The organism is Micromonospora sp. NPDC049151, assembly GCF_040648395.1.
In the GTDB taxonomy this organism is placed as follows: domain Bacteria; phylum Actinomycetota; class Actinomycetes; order Mycobacteriales; family Micromonosporaceae; genus Micromonospora.
In genome coordinates this window covers 273,171-289,260 of record NZ_JBEZDP010000003.1, presented here as the reverse complement: position 1 = coordinate 289,260, position 16,090 = coordinate 273,171, and the positions used below count along the sequence as shown (strand labels likewise).

Genomic DNA, 16,090 nt, shown 5'->3' with positions numbered 1-16,090 from the left:
GGAGAACCCATGGCAGTCCCGCACGCCACCGATATCCGTGATCACTGGTACTGGCGACCGGGTTGGGGCATCGGCTCCCGCTTCTACACCTGGCACATCACCTTTGACGGACAGCCCGAGGTCGAGAAGCTCGCTGACCAGTACCGGTCCCTACTGTCCTCGCAGCCCAGCCTCGACGTCATCCCGAACCGATGGCTTCACCTCACCATGCAGGGCATCGGCTTCGTCCAAGACGTCGCCACCGACGACGTCGACGCCATCGTGGCAGCCGCCACCGACCGGTGCTCGCGCCTGTCACCATTCGAGCTCACCATCGGCACCCCGCACGTCGATCCCGAGTCCATCCAGATCGCTGTCGACCCGATCGAGCCGGTGCGGCAACTCCGCGTCGCCATCCGTGCCGCCATCGCCGACGTCTGGGGCCAGGACCGCGTGCCCGAGGCCGCCGAGCCCTACAACCCTCACCTCAGCCTGGCCTACACCAACACCGACGGTCCGGCAGCGCCGCTCATCGAGGCACTCTCCTCCGCCCCGAAGATCAGCGCGGACGCGCTGATCGCCTCGTGCCAGCTCATCGTCCTCAACCGGGACGAGGGCATGTACGTGTGGGAACCGTACGCCACGGTAGAACTCGGTTCCTGAATCCTGTTCAACCTCCGCCATGTCACCTGGGGTGATCGCCAGGCCCATGTTTCCTTGCTCGGCACCTCGTCAGGGGCTGCAGAGGTCGCCGGCTTCCAAGGGTGCTCACTCGGCCGGCGTTCGGGTGAAGGAGGCTGCGCCCGCCCCAAGGCATGGCGGGCGCAGGTCACGCGGCGCGTGGCGGTGCAGGTTGGTGTAGGCGGAGCAGGCGGGCGAGGGTCGCGGCTTGGTCGACGGTCGGGAGGCCGGCTTCGGCGGCCAAGGCTTGGATCTCGGTCTCGGTTGCGGGGTCGGTCAGGTAGCGGGCCATCGACAACGTCCCTGGCAGGAGTGGAGCGTCCGCCTCGGGACGCGCGGTCGGGGCCTCGCAGCCGGCTGTCCGCGTGGGCGGGGCCGGCGGCGACGGGTGTGGTGTGTTCGCACGTGATTGCTGGTCACGGCGTGCGGCCATGTCCCTCCCAGGACGACTCGCGGCGTGGGGGCGAGGTGTGGGGCCATGGGCATCTCCTCTCTCGGTTCACCAGGGAGTTCTGAAAATCGATCGCCGGCTTCCGCCACCCGGACTGGGCCGGCGGGTCGACGTAGTCGCCGGTCGGGTGACTTCGATTGCGGGGAGCAGCGGGTGGAGGGCCGCGGACGGTACCTCCGGGGGCCACGAAAGTGAAGGGGTGCGCCACTCACAGCGACTCACCGCGACGTGCCGTCGGGTGTGAGTACTCGGACGGGCGCGGGTCTGCCGCCGAACTGCGCTGCTGACAGAGTCTGACGGGGCCCGTCCGATGCGGGCGGTCCGTTCTCGTCGCCCTCGGTGCGCGCCCACACGCGAAGAACGGCTCGGTATGGCGGGCATGGGTATGTCCGGCGGTGTGTAGGGCGTTCAGGGCGGCCGTCCGCGCCGCCTGTCCCGCCTGACCTCATGAGGCGTCCCGCTCATCTGGGGCGGGCTGGTCGTGGACGGGGTATTCGTCGTCGTGGCGAGTGTCGCTATAGGGCAGGTCGATGAGGCGGTGACGGCTCGCGCGGCCGGGTAGCTGCCAGATCTGGTGGGCGGGGCTGACGGCGAGGGCGGTGCGTAGTTCAGCGCTGGTGGTGGCGATGACCTTTGTCGGGTCAGGGACGGCGGCGAGGCGGTGGTGCAGGTTCGCCTCCCGTCGTGCGGAGGGGAGGTGGAACAGCACCGGCCATGCCCAGGTGCTCATCATGTATAGCCGCTCGTACTTGATCACTTTGTCGATGAGGACCTGCAGATTTTCCCCGCTGGTGTCGTATTCGAGGAAGAACGGCACGGACCGTCCGTGCTCGATCCACACCCCGGCGCCGTCCGGGCGGGGGAAGCCGGTCGCTCCGGTGAGCATGATCTGCGGGTCCCCGCCTTTGCGGTAGAGGGCGCCGGGTTCGTGGTAGGCCGATGCGGGCTGCCAGCGGGCCAACTCGGTGTCGGGGTGGTTGCGGGCGTGGGCGGCGAGGTCGATGAAGACCTGGTTGCCGCCGAGCAGGTGCAGCAGGTCCGGCCGGGAGGTCAGCGATTGTTTGCGGCGACGGGCTTGGTCCCGGCGGCCTCGTGGGAGTCCGCGTTGGGCGTGGACGTGGTCGTAGCCGAGTTGGTCCAGGACGTAGTGGTAGGGGTAGGAGCCGCCGTCGGCCTTGTTAGGTCGGAACCGGTCCACTGCCCGCAGGGCGGTGAGGCGGCGCAGCCGGCGTTGAGTGAAGTCCAGGGACGGGAATAGGGCGGCGGCGATCTGATCGGTGGTGAGTACGCCGTGGTCGTAGAGCCAGCCCAGGAGCCGGTCGTCGCGGGCGGTGATGCTGGCTTGAAGCCGCAGCAGCGGATCTGCGCTCTGTATGGGTTTACGCATGGGCAGCCCCAGGGGGGAGACCCCAGAGTTGAGGGTCTGTCTGGAGCGGCATCGGAGCGCTGAGAGCGGGGTTGACCTGGGCTGTGAGCGGCCGTGAGGGGTCAGGTTGGGGGTCAGGATCAAGACGGACGGTAGAACGGAGATCCGCGCTGACTGCTGAACGGCCGGGCACACCGGGTCTGGCATGACGGATCGGTAGGAGTGGGTGTGGGTCGGGCCAGTGACGCTGGTGCGCTTCGCGGTGCGGGGTGATCATCGTTCTTGCTCCATGGTCAGAGGGTGCGAGTGGGTGTGACGTTGGTGCGCCTGCCGCCGCAGCGGGCGAGAGCGGGTGGGCAGGTCCGGTCGACTTCTGTCAGCTCGCGGGCGTGCTGACAGGCGCGCACGCTGGTCTGACAGCGTCGGCTCGGCCTGACAGAAGCCATTGGTTCGGTTTCTGTCACGCGACCTCCATTGCTGACGGATCCGGTGCCGGCGGGGTGGTCTCGGCGCGCAGGACGCGCACGAGGGCTGAGGCGGTGGCGTTGGACAACTGGTGCCCGTCCGCGCGTAGCCGGTGGGCGAGGGCCTTGCGGGACAGCGGTGTCCCTTCGGCGGTGAGGGTGTGGGCGGCGGTCCGGGCGGCCGGGACCAGCGCGGTGACCTCCGGAGCGCCGTCGTCGGTCGATGCCTCGTGGTCCGGGTGGTCCGGGACCGCCGATGGTTGGTCCGCGACGGCGGGGACCGCTGTCGCGGAGTCCGGGACCGCGGCGGCGGTGACGGGGACCGGCGGGCGGTTGTCCGGGACCGACGTGTCGACGGTCCGCGGCGGTTCGAGCTCCGTCGGCGCGGGCTGGGCGGTGGAGGTGGGTGGGGTGGGGTCGGCGCGGCCGAGGGCGATCTTCACCATCGCCAGGAAACCCAGGGCGGGTAGGGCGGCGGCGATCCAGCCGATCACCGAGGCCTCGGCCTCGACGACCTGCGCGGCCAGGGACAGCAGCACCGCCGCGGTCAGCATGGTGGCCGGGAAGACGATGCTTTTGCCCAGTCGCCGGTTGCGGCGCAGCTCCAGACCGGCGGCGATCGAGGTCAGCTCCAGGACGATCGCGTCGGCCCAGGCCAGCCAGCCCGGCTGGCCGTGCGCAGCGGCGACGTCATGCACGTGGGTGAACGACGCCGCGCCGGCCGCCCCGCCGATCAGCAGCATGATCGCCACCTGGGCGCGGTCCTCCAGCCGCTGCCGCCCCCGCCCCGCCGCAGCGGGCGGGTCGCGGCGTCGCTGGTCATGTGTCGCCAAAGGCCCACCACCTGTGGCCGGCTGGCCCGGATGACACCCGGTGAGGCGTCGTCGCCCAGACGTGGACGACCGGGAGGACGGCCGTGACGGCCGTGCCAGAAGAGACGATGTTGTCGAGTGAAGTCACGATCTTCTCCAAACTTGGGGTCGTGGGTTCCAGGTGCGGCACGAGGGCGGGATCGCCCGCGGGTCGCGCCTGCCTGCCGGGTACGGGCAGGCGCGACCCTGCCGGGTGACGCCCGGCCGAGCGGACCCCTCACGTGGGGCGGGGGACGGCGAAGTCACTATGGTCGAGTCAAGGAACACGCCAGACCCACGCAAGGGCAGGCAGCAGGGCAAGCAGGTGTCGCCGCGGCCCGCTCAGCAGGCTGCGGTCAACAGCGTGGACACAGGGCGAACGGCCAAGCCGAGCCACAGATGATCAGGACCCACCACCGATAGCGCGCAGGCGCTCAGGTGGTGCGGCGGCTCAACTCGCCGACAGACGATCCTTCATGGGGTCCTCCCATCACTCGACGTACCCCGACAGGGTCGGCACCGGCAACGGCAGGCACCCCCGCTCGGGGGTGCCTGCCCGCTGCGTCTGTGGCCGACGGCGCCAGCCGGCGCTGCGGGAACGTCTCTCCATTACGCCCCGGAAACCCGATGCAGTCAACCACCGATTTCCAACAGATCAGCCGCCAAGTCTTGTCGCCATTCCGCCTGAGTGCTATAGATGTCGCCCACGTCCGTGACGGTCCCTGTCCGTCCACGCGATTCGCGGTCGAGAATCTTTCTGTGACGTCTCGCATGCTGGGATGTCGATCTCCGTAAGCGGCGAATCGGGTGGTCACATCCTGCCCTCAGCCGCTGGTTCGTGGCCTTCTGTTGTCCTACGGCTGTGGTGGCGCCACGGAGTGTGAGTGCCGTGGCGAAGATCGTTAGATGGCGATGGTAGTCAATCCTTGCCGGCCGCTGTCAGAGACAGCCGCTACACTCCCCGGCCGTGGCAAGAGGTCAGTCGACATCAATGCGCCCGGGCGGAGAACACCTCTACGTCCTGCAGTTTGACAACGGGGTCATCACGGTGGGCCGCACCGGCGACCCCCGCATGCGCCACGAGCGTCACGAGCGAGATTGCGGTCGCTACGGTCTCACCATCAAGCGTCGCTGAGTCTCGGAGAAATGGCAGGGCGCCCAGTGGGCGGAGCGCCAGCTGATCGCCGTCTGCGCCAAGATCGGCAGACGCACGCCGGCGGGCCGCGAGTACTTCCGCGACGTGCCCTTCAGCATCGCGTGCCAGCAGGCCCGGCAGGCGCACCTCACCACGTGCCCAGACTGCCGCCAAGGGGTGGTGGCCGCGCCGATGCGGATGCCCGCCACGGTCGCGAACGACGCCTCCGAACACGATGGTGAGCTCGTCTGCGACTTTTGGCTGCCGTGCGACGGCGTCATCACCGCACGCCTGCACGACCCGGACATGGCCCCCGACGGCGGATATCCGATGCGCCGGGGCAGCACTACGACATTGACCTGGAGTGCAGCGAGATCGACGCCTGGAACGTCTGGGGGGCCGAACCACGTACCCAGCCGCTCGCACCTGGTGTGCCCGCTCGACTGTGACCGCCCGGCCTTGCGGGCCTGTCCGGACGGCCGCCGTGACATCGCTCGGGTACACATGAGCGCTCGCGCGGGGCATGCCACTGATGCTGGCCCCACTACGCGACGGCGCTCCTCACCGGTGACCAACGCGGGAGGGTAGCCGAACGGCTGACGGGACGCGTCACCTCAAGTGGTGACCGCGTCGCGAACCAACCGGCGAAATCGCGCTGGGAAGGTTTTACCACCGTCGCGCGCCCCCGGGCTGGTTGGGTACGTGAGGCGGTCGTTCTGGAAGACCGAGCGAGGGCCATCGCGCGGCGGGCAGCGCGCGCGGCGGCGCACATGCCCCGCTGCCCGACACACTGCAGATTCCGGCAGTTACCACGCTCATTCGGTTGGTGCGCGGCGACGACATCGAAGGCAAGCCGCCACAACAGCGGATCGATCACATCATCGGGCAGGGCGGCGAGAACACTGAGTCGTTCGCGGGGCACTGCGAGAACCTTCCGTCGACGGGTCACGCCGCCCCGCCCGATCACGGCGGGACGACGGACACGATCGACGCTCATCTCTGCCTGAAGGTCAAGTCGTCAGATCACCCGCTGGTCCTGCGGACGAACTTCCACCGCCAGTCGAGGCGGTGGCGGCCGAGCACGGCCGGACGACCGGTCGGCCATCGCGTCAGCGCCGAGCTCGGCATTAATGCGCCGCCCGTGATCCACGATCAAACGCGCCAGGCGAAGACGTGCACGAGGGGTCAAAGCGGCGTTAGCGTGGGACACGAAGGCCTCCTGGTTGCCGGAGCGGTTCCTACACAGCTCCACTCCACAACCGGAGGCCTTCGTCATCACGTCTATCTACGCCGTGTCGTCACACGACCTCAACCAGCCTGCCTGGGCAGTACACCCAGACGGTGGGCCGGACCGGTCGGTTCGGCCCACGTCTCTTGCCGTTACAGGCGGGCGCTCAGGAAGCCACGACGACCCAAAACGGTCCGGCCGTTGGACATCGGGTCGGCAACTGGGCACCCTCTGGGGCTGCTGCCTCCACTGATCCTCCTCGCAAAGAGACCTTGTCGCCGGTCTTGAGCGACTGGGGCTGACTCAGTGAGGAGGTAGGAAAGATCGGCACGTAGACCGTGCCTGATGTGGAATCGGTGACGCTCAGGCACTCATCTCTTTTCGAGACGGTGCCCTCCAGTAGCGCGCTGTCGCCGACGCCTGGCTCCTCGTCTCGATATTGGGCAAACGTCGCCGAGTTGGGGTCAAAGGCATCGTCGGGCGAACGGGAGCAGCCGTTCATGCAAGCCATGATCAGGCAGGCTGCGAGCAGGGGGCGCAGAACAGCACGATTCATCCGTCACCAACTCTGCTAGTAGTAGAGGGTTGTGCCTGACGGGATTCGGTAGATCTTGGAGTATACGCTCCACCCGCTACCCCCGCCCTTATGGATCCCGATCGCGTTACTTCCGTTCACCCACGGCCCGCCGCTGTCGCCTCCGGCCTGGTCGGCGCTCACCCTGACGAAGACCGAATTGCATGTCGTGCCGGGGCAGGCGCCGGACCAGGTCGGCTTGTAGGCGATCGAGGTGATCGTGCCGCACTTCCAACCGGTCGTCTTGCCCCGATGACATGCCGTAATGCCTTCCGGCACGTCTTGCGGTCCCCCGACGATCGTCGGACTTGATGAGGATGACCCGTAGAACGTGTTGGAGATGGAGTTCCCGGTGCCGACGGCGACGCTGTAGAACGCGATGTCCGCGTTGGCGCCGTAGTTCTGGGCCTGTCTGGTGCTGGTTTCCCAGACGCCGGTGCCTGCGGTGTTGGGGTAGATGTTCTGCGTCTGACCACAGTGGGCGGCGGAGAAGTATCCGATGGCGGAACCGTTCTTCGCGGAGAAGCCTGCGGTACAGCTGGTCAGCGCTACCCCGCCCCGGACCGTCAGCGCAGAGTCACCGCCGGCGTCCTGCAGGTGCTTGAGCACGACCTCGGGAAAACCGGTACGGTCCTTCACCGCCTGAGCTACTGACCCACTGCCGCTGTCTGTGGTTTCGATGACCAGTGCTCCGTCTGCCGTCCGGACGTACATGCCCTGCACCCCCGGGGAAACCTGGCGTACTGCAGCCTCGACCTGTGCCGTCAGCTCGGGTCGCCTGCTGCTGATCGGTGTTCCATCGACCACCGAGACGGTGGTCAGGCTGGACAGCCGCAGTTCGGCGAAGGCGGATGCGACATCTTTCCGCACGGTGCGCACCCGCAGTATCTGGCCACCGGAGTCCTGCTCGATCCAGACGTCGGCGTCGACCCCGAGTGTGACGCCGGTGCGGGAGATTAACTCCACGACGTTCTTCTGGTCATGGATTGCGTCAGTGGCCTTGTCGATGCCCACGTTGTTGAGCCGCGCATAGTCCTCGGTGGCGGCAGTGGTCGCATCGGCTGGAGCGGAAGAGGCCACAGCCTGCGCTGTCGGCGTTGCGGCCAGGGCGAGCAGAGTCGCCGCCGAGAGCGCGGCAGCCTTGTGAGCTGTGCGACGTCGCACCGGTCCTCCCAGGTAGCGTGATCGATGGTTCACGGAAGGTAGCAAGAGTCGCTTCACCGCCACAAGACTTCGGAGAACGGCAGACGTCGTTGCCTTTACCCATTCTCAACAGCCTCGTGGCCTGCCCTGACTCGCGGTGGCGGCGGGCCTCCGTCATTGTCCACTGGGGAACATGGCTGCCAGCCTCGGTCCAGGCTCGCAGCCGTACGCGATTCTCTGCTTCCGGCATGAGTTTGGGTGCCAACGTGCCAACGCCGCCGATCCTGTACGCCAACCTGGCACTCCTCGGCCGTCCTCGGAAACATGACGAGGATGAGGCCGGACCGAACGGCGCAGACGTCTTCACCCTCGAAGCGACGCGGGACCGGGTCGGCGAACTTCACGACGTCGTCACGGCCAGCCTTGAGTGCAAATCCTGGATCGGACCTCGCGCTGCTCCGCGCCGCCGAGAATTTCTATCGGGCTTGAACAGCAGTTCCGATGGCATCGACACCGCCGTCGACATACACCTATTCGAACGGGCGCTACCGAACCACGACAATGCGACGGCGGCGCAACTGCGATACAGCCTTCTTGCCTCTGCTTCAATCGCACGCGAGTAATTTGCTGATCGAACCGCTGGTTGCCGGGAGGACCTTCTCGATTTTGGAACGCGCGAGTCAGGCCTTCGGGTGGTGGTGGGGGTCGAAGTTCCAGTTCCAGTGGAGGCGGTGGCGGCCGAAGGGGCTGCGGTCGCCTTTGTAGGCGGCGGGTAGGAGTTTGATGTCGGCGACGAGGCGGATGATCTCTCGTTTGACGGGGGTGTTGCCGTCGAGTTCTTGCCATGCCTGTACGGCGTGGTCGCCGATGCGTCCGCGCAGCACGGCGGGGATGCCGGCGTCGGCGGCGCGTTGTTCGTGCTCGGCGATCTGGGCGAGGAGGCCTTTCTCGGCGCGGGCGTAGGCGATGGCGGTGACGTCGCCGTCTTCGGCGAGGCGGCGCCAGTCTTCGAGTTCTCCGCGCAGGCGTTGGGCTTCGGCGCGGGCGTGGGTGACGTCTTCGTCGCTGCCGGCGGCGGCGGTGAGGATGTCGTGGACGTCGGGGCGGGACAGCCACGCCACTACGGCGCGCTGCACGTACTCGTCGAGGATCGGTGCTTTCACTCCGACGTGCCGCTTGTGCAGGCAGGAGTACACCTGTCCGGTCCAGCCGTGCCGGTTCTGCCGCTGCGAGGACAGCGGCCCGTCGCACACGCCGCACCGCACGATGTAGGACAGCAGGTGCACCGCCCGGCCCGGACGCGTCGTGGTGCGCGCGGGGTCGCCGAGCATGCGCACCACCGCCCAGTAGGTCTCCTCGCTCACCAGGGCGGGCCAGATCCCGTCGCCGACGATCTCCCCGCGCAGGACCCGCTTACCGATGTAGGCCGGGTTCATCACCTGCTTGCGCAGGATCCCCCGCCGCCAAATCCCGCCCTGGGAGGCGGGGATCCCGAGCCGGTTCAACTCGGCTTCCCGCGCCGTCAACGGCATCCCGGCGGCGATGAGCCGGAAGTTGTCCCGCACCACCTGAGCGTGGGAATACTCCGTCACCGTCCCGTCGGCGGCCACGGCGGTGCGGATCTCGTCGTCGGGCTCCTGACGCAGCAACGCTCGGGTGCGCTGGTCGTAGATCCGCCGATACCCGTAGGTGATCTTTCCGTGCGGGCGACCCGCTTCGGCGGCGCCGACGATGCCGCGCAACACGTTGTCGCGGATCGCCTCGGCCATCCACTCGGCCTGCACCGCCTGGAAACCGAGCATCATCCGGTCGTTCTTGTCCCGCAGGTCATACAACACCCCACCGACCAGCCAGAAGTACAGGCCGACCTCGTGACACATGTCCCGGATCTTCACGAACACGGCCAAGTCGCGTTCCTTGCGGGAGATTTCCCAGACCACCAGCACATCGCCCTTGCCCGCGCGGATCTGCTCGATCAGCGACTCGAACTGCTCACGCTCCCTCGTCGCACGCCGGCTCGCCGAGCGGTGGTTGTCCGTGAACGACCCCGCGTCCGTCCACGACCGCTTCGTGATCTCCGCCAGGTTGAGCACACCCTGGTCGTGGACGCTCTTGCCCTGCTCCTTCTTGTCCTGACTCGCGCGCTGATACCGCAACGCCCGCACCTCTACGCCACCGGCCAGCAGCGCGTCCTTGCTCTCGAACCGGCCCCGATTTCCGGACCGGGTCTTCCGCCGTACCATCAGAACCGTCCCCCTAGATCGACGTCCGTGTCGGCAACATCGACCCTAGCTTCTAACGATTCTTGACAGTGCCGACGGTGACGCCGAGCGCCTCGGCGGTGGCGACCTCGGTCAGGTCCTCGAAGTAGCGCAGCACCACGACCGCCCGCTGGCGTGGCGGCAGCCGGTCCAGCGCCGCGCGCACGGTGAGCCGCAGCGCGGCGTCGGCGTCCGCGCCCGGCCGGTCCGGCGGATACGCGCTGAGCCATTCCCGCCGTCGGCGTCGCCACCACGAGACGGCGTCGCGGTAGAGGATGGCGCGCACGTACGCGGCCGGGTCGCCGTCACGCACCGACGACCAGCGCAGCGCCAGCTTGAGCAGCGCGTCCTGGAGCAGGTCCTCGGCCTGGTGGCGGTTCCCGCAGATCAGGTACGCGGCGCGCAGCAGCCGGTGCTGGTGCGACTCGACGAAGGCGAGGTAGTCCGCCCGCCCGTCGTCCATCCGGCCTCCCTCTCCCGCGCGTTCCACCCCCCAGACGCCCCCGCACACGCAAAAGGTTGGCGGGGTTGACGGGACGGACACTGTCGGCGCTGACCGGTACGGTGAGCGCCGAAAATCCGAACCGGGAGCGCGATTGGACCGCACCTTCCAGGTCGACCTCCGTGGCGTGGTCGACCTGCTCAGTCATCACCTCTACGGCAGTCCGCGGGTGTACGTGCGCGAGCTGCTCCAGAACGCCGTCGACGCGATCACCGCGCGGCGGGCCGCCGAGCCGAAAGCCCCGGCGCGGGTCCGCATCGAGCCGCCGGAGCTGACCGGCGACGGCACACTGCGCGTGCACGACACCGGCATCGGGCTGACCGAGGCGCAGGTGCACGAGCTGCTCGCCACCATCGGCCGCAGCTCCAAGCGCGACGAGCTGGGCTTCTCCCGGCACGAGTTCCTCGGCCAGTTCGGCATCGGCCTGCTCTCCTGCTTCCTGGTCGCGGACGAGATCCGGGTGGTCACCCGGCACGCCGACGAGCCCACTGTGCTCTGGACGGGCTGGTCCGACGGGCGGTACGCGGTGCGCCTCGCCGATCCGGAGCAGGCCCGGGACGAGCCCGGCACCACAGTCACGCTGGTGCCCCGGCGCGACGCCGACCAGTGGCTCGGCGTACCCACAGTCACCGAGCTGGCCCGCCTCTACGGCAGCCTGCTGCCGGTCGACGTCCGGGTCGGTGACACGCCGACCACCGCCGGCCCGCCGCCGTGGCCGACCACGCCGGGAGCGCCGGTCGACCGCGCCGCCCTCCAGCGGTACGCGCAGGACCTGCTCGGGGTCGTCCCGTTCGACGTGGTGCCGCTGTCGGTGCCGGAGGCCGGCCTGACCGGCGTGGCGTTCATCCTGCCCACAGCGGTGAACCCGGCCGCCCGGGCCGGGCACCGGGTCTACCTGAAGCGGATGCTGCTCAGCGAGCACGCCGACGGGCTGCTGCCCGAGTGGGCCTTCTTCGCCCACTGCGTGGTCGACGCCGGCGAGCTGCGTCCCACCGCCAGCCGCGAGGCGCTCTACGAGGACGCGCTGCTCACCTCCGTCCGGGAGGCGCTCGGCGACCAGATCCGGGGCTGGCTGGTCCGGCTCGCGAAGCACGATCCGCGCCGGCTCGGCGAGTTCCTCCAGGTGCACCACCTGGGGGTCAAGGCGCTCGCCATGCACGACGACGAGATGCTGCGGCTGGTCGACCAGTGGTGGCCGATGGACACAAACGTCGGCACGATGACGCTCGCCGAGTTCCGGGAGCGCCACGGCGTGCTCCGGTACGCCGCCAGCCTGGACGAGTTCCGCCAGCTCGCCGCCGTGGCCGCCGCGCAGGATCTGGCCGTGGTCAACGGCGGCTACACGTACGACACCGAGCTGATCGAACGCATGCCCAGTGTGGATCGGTCGGTGCTGATCGAGCGGCTGGAGCCGAGCGACCTGACCACCCGGTTCGAGATCCTCGACCCGGCGACCGAGCTGGCCCTGCGGCCGTTCCGCACCGCCGCGCAGCGGGCCCTGGAACGGCTCGGCTGCGAGGTGGTGATCCGGGCGTACGACCCGGTCTCGCTCCCCGCGCTCTACCTGCTGTCCCGCTCGGCGGCGTTCCACGACCAGCTCGCCGCCAGCCGGGACAAGGCCGACGAGCTGTGGGGCGGCGTGCTCGACGCGCTCGCCGCCACCGCCCCGCCGGACCGCCCGCAACTGGTGCTCAACCACCGCAACCCGCTGGTCCGCCGGGTCACCACGCTCGCCGACCCGGAGCTGGTCGGCCTGGCCGTCGAGGCGCTCTACGGGCAGGCGCTGCTGCTCGGGCACCACCCCATCCGGGCGGCCGACGCCGCACTGCTGAACAGTTCCTTCCTCGGCCTGCTCGGCCGGGCCGTACCGGGAGAGATCCGTGACTGACGACGACCTCTGGCGCATGCACCGCGAGATCGAATCCATGCCGTACGGCCCGGGGCAGATCGCCGCGCTGGAGCAGCTGCTGCGCCGCGCCGACGCGGGCGACGACCGGCACCTCGCCTTCGCCGCCCGGATCATCGGCACCACCGCGTACGTCTACGGCGGCGAGCCGGCGAAGTCCTTCGTCACGTTCTCCTGGTGCCTGTCCGAGTACGACAAGGATCCGCAGCCCTACCACCAGCGCTACACGCACCAGCTGCTGTGGTTCTTCAAGTACATGGTCAACGCCATGGTGAAGTTCCCGGAGCTGCCGCTGGACCGGACGTACGCGGTCCTCGACGACATGGAACGGCGCTACCGCGATTCCGGGCACTCGCTCCAGGCGGTCTACAAGCACCGCTACCTGGTGGCCGCGCACCTGGGTGACGAGGAGGCGGCGGACGGGTGGTACCGCAAGTGGATGACAACGCCCCGCGACACGCTCTCCGACTGCGCAGGCTGCGACCCGACCACGCAGGTCACGCACCTGGTGCGGCTTGGTCGCCACGAGGAGGCGGTGGCGCTGGCCGAGCCGGTGCTCGCCGGCCGGCTGACCTGTAGCGAGCAGCCACAGGGGATCCTCACCGCGCTGCTCACGCCCTACCGGGAGACCGGCCGGACCGACGCCGCGCGGGACGCGCACCGGGAGGCGTACCGGCGGGTGCGCGGGCACCTCGCCGACCTGTGGGACATCGCCGACCACGTCGACTTCTGCACCGTCACCGGCAACGAGGCGCGCGCGTTGGAGCTGGTCGAGCGGCATCTGGACTGGCTGGACCGGGCACCCACGCCGGCCGCCGCGATGCACTTCGCGGCCGCCGCCTCGGCGGCGCTGCGTCAGGTGCCGGCCGAGCTGACAGTGCACCGCCGCGCCGCAGGCGACCGGCCGGCCGCGGACGTGCCGGCGGGCGCGCTCGCCGACGAGCTGGCCGGTACGGCGACCGCCCTGGCCGAACGCTTCGACGCGCGCAACGGCACCACGCACCAGTCCGGGTTGATCGCCCGCAAGCTGGCGGCCGGGCCGGTCGGCGAGCACCTGCCGCTCTCCGCGAGCCTGCGCCGCCCGGCGGTGCCCGCGCCGCGTACCGGCCCGGATGCTCCGGTGGCCGCCGCGCAGCCGGTCACCGTGCCCGCCGACGCCGGTACCGACGAGCTGCTGGGGCTGGCCGAGGAGTCCTGGCGCACCAACCGCCGGGACGGCCTGGCGGCGGCGCTGCGCGCGTACGACGAGCGGTTCGGTGACGCCGACGTGCCCGCGAACACCCGGGCCTGGCGGCTGGAACTGCGAGCCGGTGAGCTGTCCCAGGACGACGACGGCGTGCCGGCGGCGATCGCCGTCAACCAGGAGGCGCTCGCCGCGTGGCGGGAGGTGCCGGATCCGCTGCGCGCGCAGGTGGTGGCGGGGCGGCTCGGTGTGCTGCTCAGCATGGTCGACGAGAGCGCGGACGAAGGGCTGGCCCTGGCCCGGGAGTCGGCCGACTACCTGGCCGAGAACGGCGAGCCGCGTGACCGGGCCGCGGGCTGGGACCGGCTCGCCCTGGCCCATGTGCACCGCGGGCGGTGGGCGGAGGCGCTCGACGCGCTCGACCGGGCCGAGCCGGACGCCGACGCCGATCCGTGGCTGGCCGGCCGGGTCGCGCTGCACCGCACGCACGTGCTGGAACAGTTGGAGCGGGCCGACGAGTTCCGGGACGCGGCGGCGCGGTCCCGCCGGCTGGCGGGCGAGCTGGGCGACGCCGACATGCTCATCGGCGCCTGCCTGGCGTACGCGCGTGCCACCGACGACCCGGCCGACGCGGTGGCCGCCTGTGACGAGGCGCTGTCGGTCGCCCCGCCCGGCGTCCACCTGCCGCTGCGGGTGACCCGGGGCCGGGCGCTGATGGCCGCCGACCGGGCCGCCGAGGCGGTGGAGGATCTGGCCGAGGCGGTCACCCTCTGCGTCGAGCAGGGGCTCGACGGCGACGCGCTGCTGCGCTGGGAGCTGGCCGACGCGTACCGGGCGGCCGGGCGGCTGGCCGAGGCCGCCGAGGTGGCCGAGGAGGCGGTGCTCGGGCTGGACCGGGCCGGCGCGCAGGCCGAGGCGGACCGGTGCCGGCACCTGCTGGCCGGCATCTACGCGGGGCTGGGCGAGACGGACCTGGCGCTCACGGTGCTCGACAAGCTGGCCGAGAACCTGGACGGGCCGGACAATCTCCCCCATCGGGCGCAGGTGCTGGAGGAATCCGGTGGCCTGCTCTACGACGCCGACCGGGACGCCCTGGCCGCGCAGCGGTTCGCGGCGGCGGCGACCGCCTGGCGGCTGGCCGGGTATCAGGTGGACGAGCTGCGGGCCCGGCGGCGGGAACTGCTCGCCCTGCACTGGTCCGGCGACCTGCCGGCGGCGGTGGCCGCGATCGAGCGGGTGGACGAGGCGGTGGCCGCGCTCCAGGGCGAGGCCGACGAGCCGCCGGTGGTCACGTACGAGCGGGCGATGGCCGCCGACGCGGTGGCCCGGGTGCTGATCGGCGAGGACCGCCTCACCGCCGCGCTGGACCGGGTGGACGGCGTGCCGGAGCGCCTGCGGTCGATCGAGGCGTTCGGCGAGGCGGCGCAGGTCGAGGTGCTGACCGGTGAGCTGCTGCTGCGCGACGGGCGGCCGGAGCAGGCCGAGGGGCTGCTGCGCCCGGTCCTCGCCGGGCTGCCCGCCGGTTCCCGCCCGGCCACGCAGGCCGCCTGGCTGCTGGCCCGCGCGCTCGACGAGCAGGGCCGGGAGGCCGAGGCGGCGAAGGTCCGCGCCGACCACGGCATCGAGGAGGACTGAGACGGCGAGCCGGGGCAACGGTGGGTCAACCGCGGCTGCCCCGGCTCGTACGCGAGGTCTAGGCTGGGCCGGTGGCGGTGGAACAGCAGGCACGGGGGGCGGCGGGTGCGGCCCGGCGGCGGTCCCGGCGGGACGAGATCCTGGAGATCGCGGTCGGCCTCTTCGCGGCGCGCGGCTACCACGGGGTGTCGATGGACGACATCGGCGCGGCGGCCGGGGTCACCGGGCCGGCGCTCTACCACCACTTCGCCGGCAAGGAGGCGATGCTCGCCGCCGCGCTGATCCCGGTGAGCGAGGGGTTGCTCGCGGGCGGGCGGGACCGCGCCGCCGGCCACCCGGGTGATCCGCGTGCCGCGCTGGAGTCGCTGATCGACTTCCATGTCGAGTTCGCGCTGGCCCATCCGGCGGTGATCGCGTTGCACCTGCACGAGCTGGACCGCCTGCCGGACGAGCCGCGCCGCCGGATCCGCCGGCTCCAGCGGATGTACGTCGAGGAGTGGGTGACCGTGCTGACCGCGCTGCACCCCGGCCTGCCCGACGGGGCGGCCCGGGTGCTCGCCCACGCGGCGTTCGGCCTGATGAACTCGACGCCGTTCCTCGGCGGCGAGGTGGACCGCCGGCGCCGGGCCGAACTGCTGCGCGGCGCGACCCTCGCGGCCCTGCTCGCGCCCACCGATCCGGCCTGACACGCCGCGCGCACCTTAACGCGTGTTAAGAAGAGACCCCGGCTT

10 protein-coding genes are annotated in these 16,090 nt (G+C 70.3%); 5 read left to right on the top strand and 5 right to left on the bottom strand.

Going from position 1 to position 16,090, the window contains the following annotated elements; all coding sequences use genetic code 11:
• The first annotated feature begins 9 nt into the window (after positions 1-9).
• Positions 10-642 carry a 2'-5' RNA ligase family protein gene (locus AB0B20_RS06370; RefSeq protein WP_357468612.1) on the top strand — a complete coding sequence of 211 codons (633 nt, stop codon included), beginning with the start codon at positions 10-12 and terminating at the stop codon, positions 640-642.
• Positions 643-1,556: 914 nt separating this feature from the next.
• On the opposite strand, the gene AB0B20_RS06365 is transcribed toward AB0B20_RS06370, so the two are convergent.
• The 3 genes from AB0B20_RS06365 to AB0B20_RS06355 form a co-directional block, all read right to left on the bottom strand.
• Positions 1,557-2,498 (bottom strand): replication-relaxation family protein, encoded by a 942-nt coding sequence (locus AB0B20_RS06365; protein WP_260026976.1) that lies wholly within the window; start codon positions 2,496-2,498, stop codon positions 1,557-1,559.
• Positions 2,499-2,937: 439 nt separating this feature from the next.
• Positions 2,938-3,774 (bottom strand): DUF2637 domain-containing protein, encoded by an 837-nt coding sequence (locus tag AB0B20_RS06360; RefSeq protein ID WP_357468609.1) that lies wholly within the window; start codon positions 3,772-3,774, stop codon positions 2,938-2,940.
• Between the two features lie 2,952 nt (positions 3,775-6,726).
• Complete coding sequence (locus AB0B20_RS06355; RefSeq protein WP_357468606.1) at positions 6,727-7,893, bottom strand: S1 family peptidase; 1,167 nt, start codon at positions 7,891-7,893, stop codon at positions 6,727-6,729.
• A 227-nt stretch (positions 7,894-8,120) separates the two neighbouring features.
• On the opposite strand from AB0B20_RS06355, the gene AB0B20_RS06350 reads away from it, so the two are divergent.
• On the top strand, positions 8,121-8,495 hold the full coding sequence (locus AB0B20_RS06350; RefSeq protein WP_357468603.1) for a hypothetical protein: 375 nt from the start codon (positions 8,121-8,123) through the stop codon (positions 8,493-8,495).
• A 57-nt stretch (positions 8,496-8,552) separates the two neighbouring features.
• Here the strand turns inward: AB0B20_RS06350 and AB0B20_RS06345 are convergent, their stop codons facing one another.
• Positions 8,553-10,115 carry a recombinase family protein gene (locus AB0B20_RS06345; protein ID WP_357468600.1) on the bottom strand — a complete coding sequence of 521 codons (1,563 nt, stop codon included), beginning with the start codon at positions 10,113-10,115 and terminating at the stop codon, positions 8,553-8,555.
• 52 nt (positions 10,116-10,167) lie between these two features.
• Positions 10,168-10,596 carry a SigE family RNA polymerase sigma factor gene (locus AB0B20_RS06340; protein WP_357468597.1) on the bottom strand — a complete coding sequence of 143 codons (429 nt, stop codon included), beginning with the start codon at positions 10,594-10,596 and terminating at the stop codon, positions 10,168-10,170.
• 133 nt (positions 10,597-10,729) lie between these two features.
• Between AB0B20_RS06340 and AB0B20_RS06335 the strand changes: the two genes are divergently transcribed.
• The 3 genes from AB0B20_RS06335 (at position 10,730) to AB0B20_RS06325 (ending at position 16,045) form a co-directional block, all read left to right on the top strand.
• Positions 10,730-12,523 carry an HSP90 family protein gene (locus AB0B20_RS06335; protein ID WP_357468591.1) on the top strand — a complete coding sequence of 598 codons (1,794 nt, stop codon included), beginning with the start codon at positions 10,730-10,732 and terminating at the stop codon, positions 12,521-12,523.
• Positions 12,516-15,359, top strand: coding sequence for a hypothetical protein (locus tag AB0B20_RS06330; protein ID WP_357468586.1), 2,844 nt, complete (start codon positions 12,516-12,518; stop codon positions 15,357-15,359). Before AB0B20_RS06335 ends, AB0B20_RS06330 begins: the two co-directional genes overlap by 8 nt.
• A gap of 71 nt (positions 15,360-15,430) precedes the next feature.
• Entirely contained in the window at positions 15,431-16,045 is a 615-nt protein-coding gene (locus tag AB0B20_RS06325; protein ID WP_357382246.1) for a helix-turn-helix domain-containing protein, read from the top strand.
• Positions 16,046-16,090 lie beyond the last annotated feature (45 nt).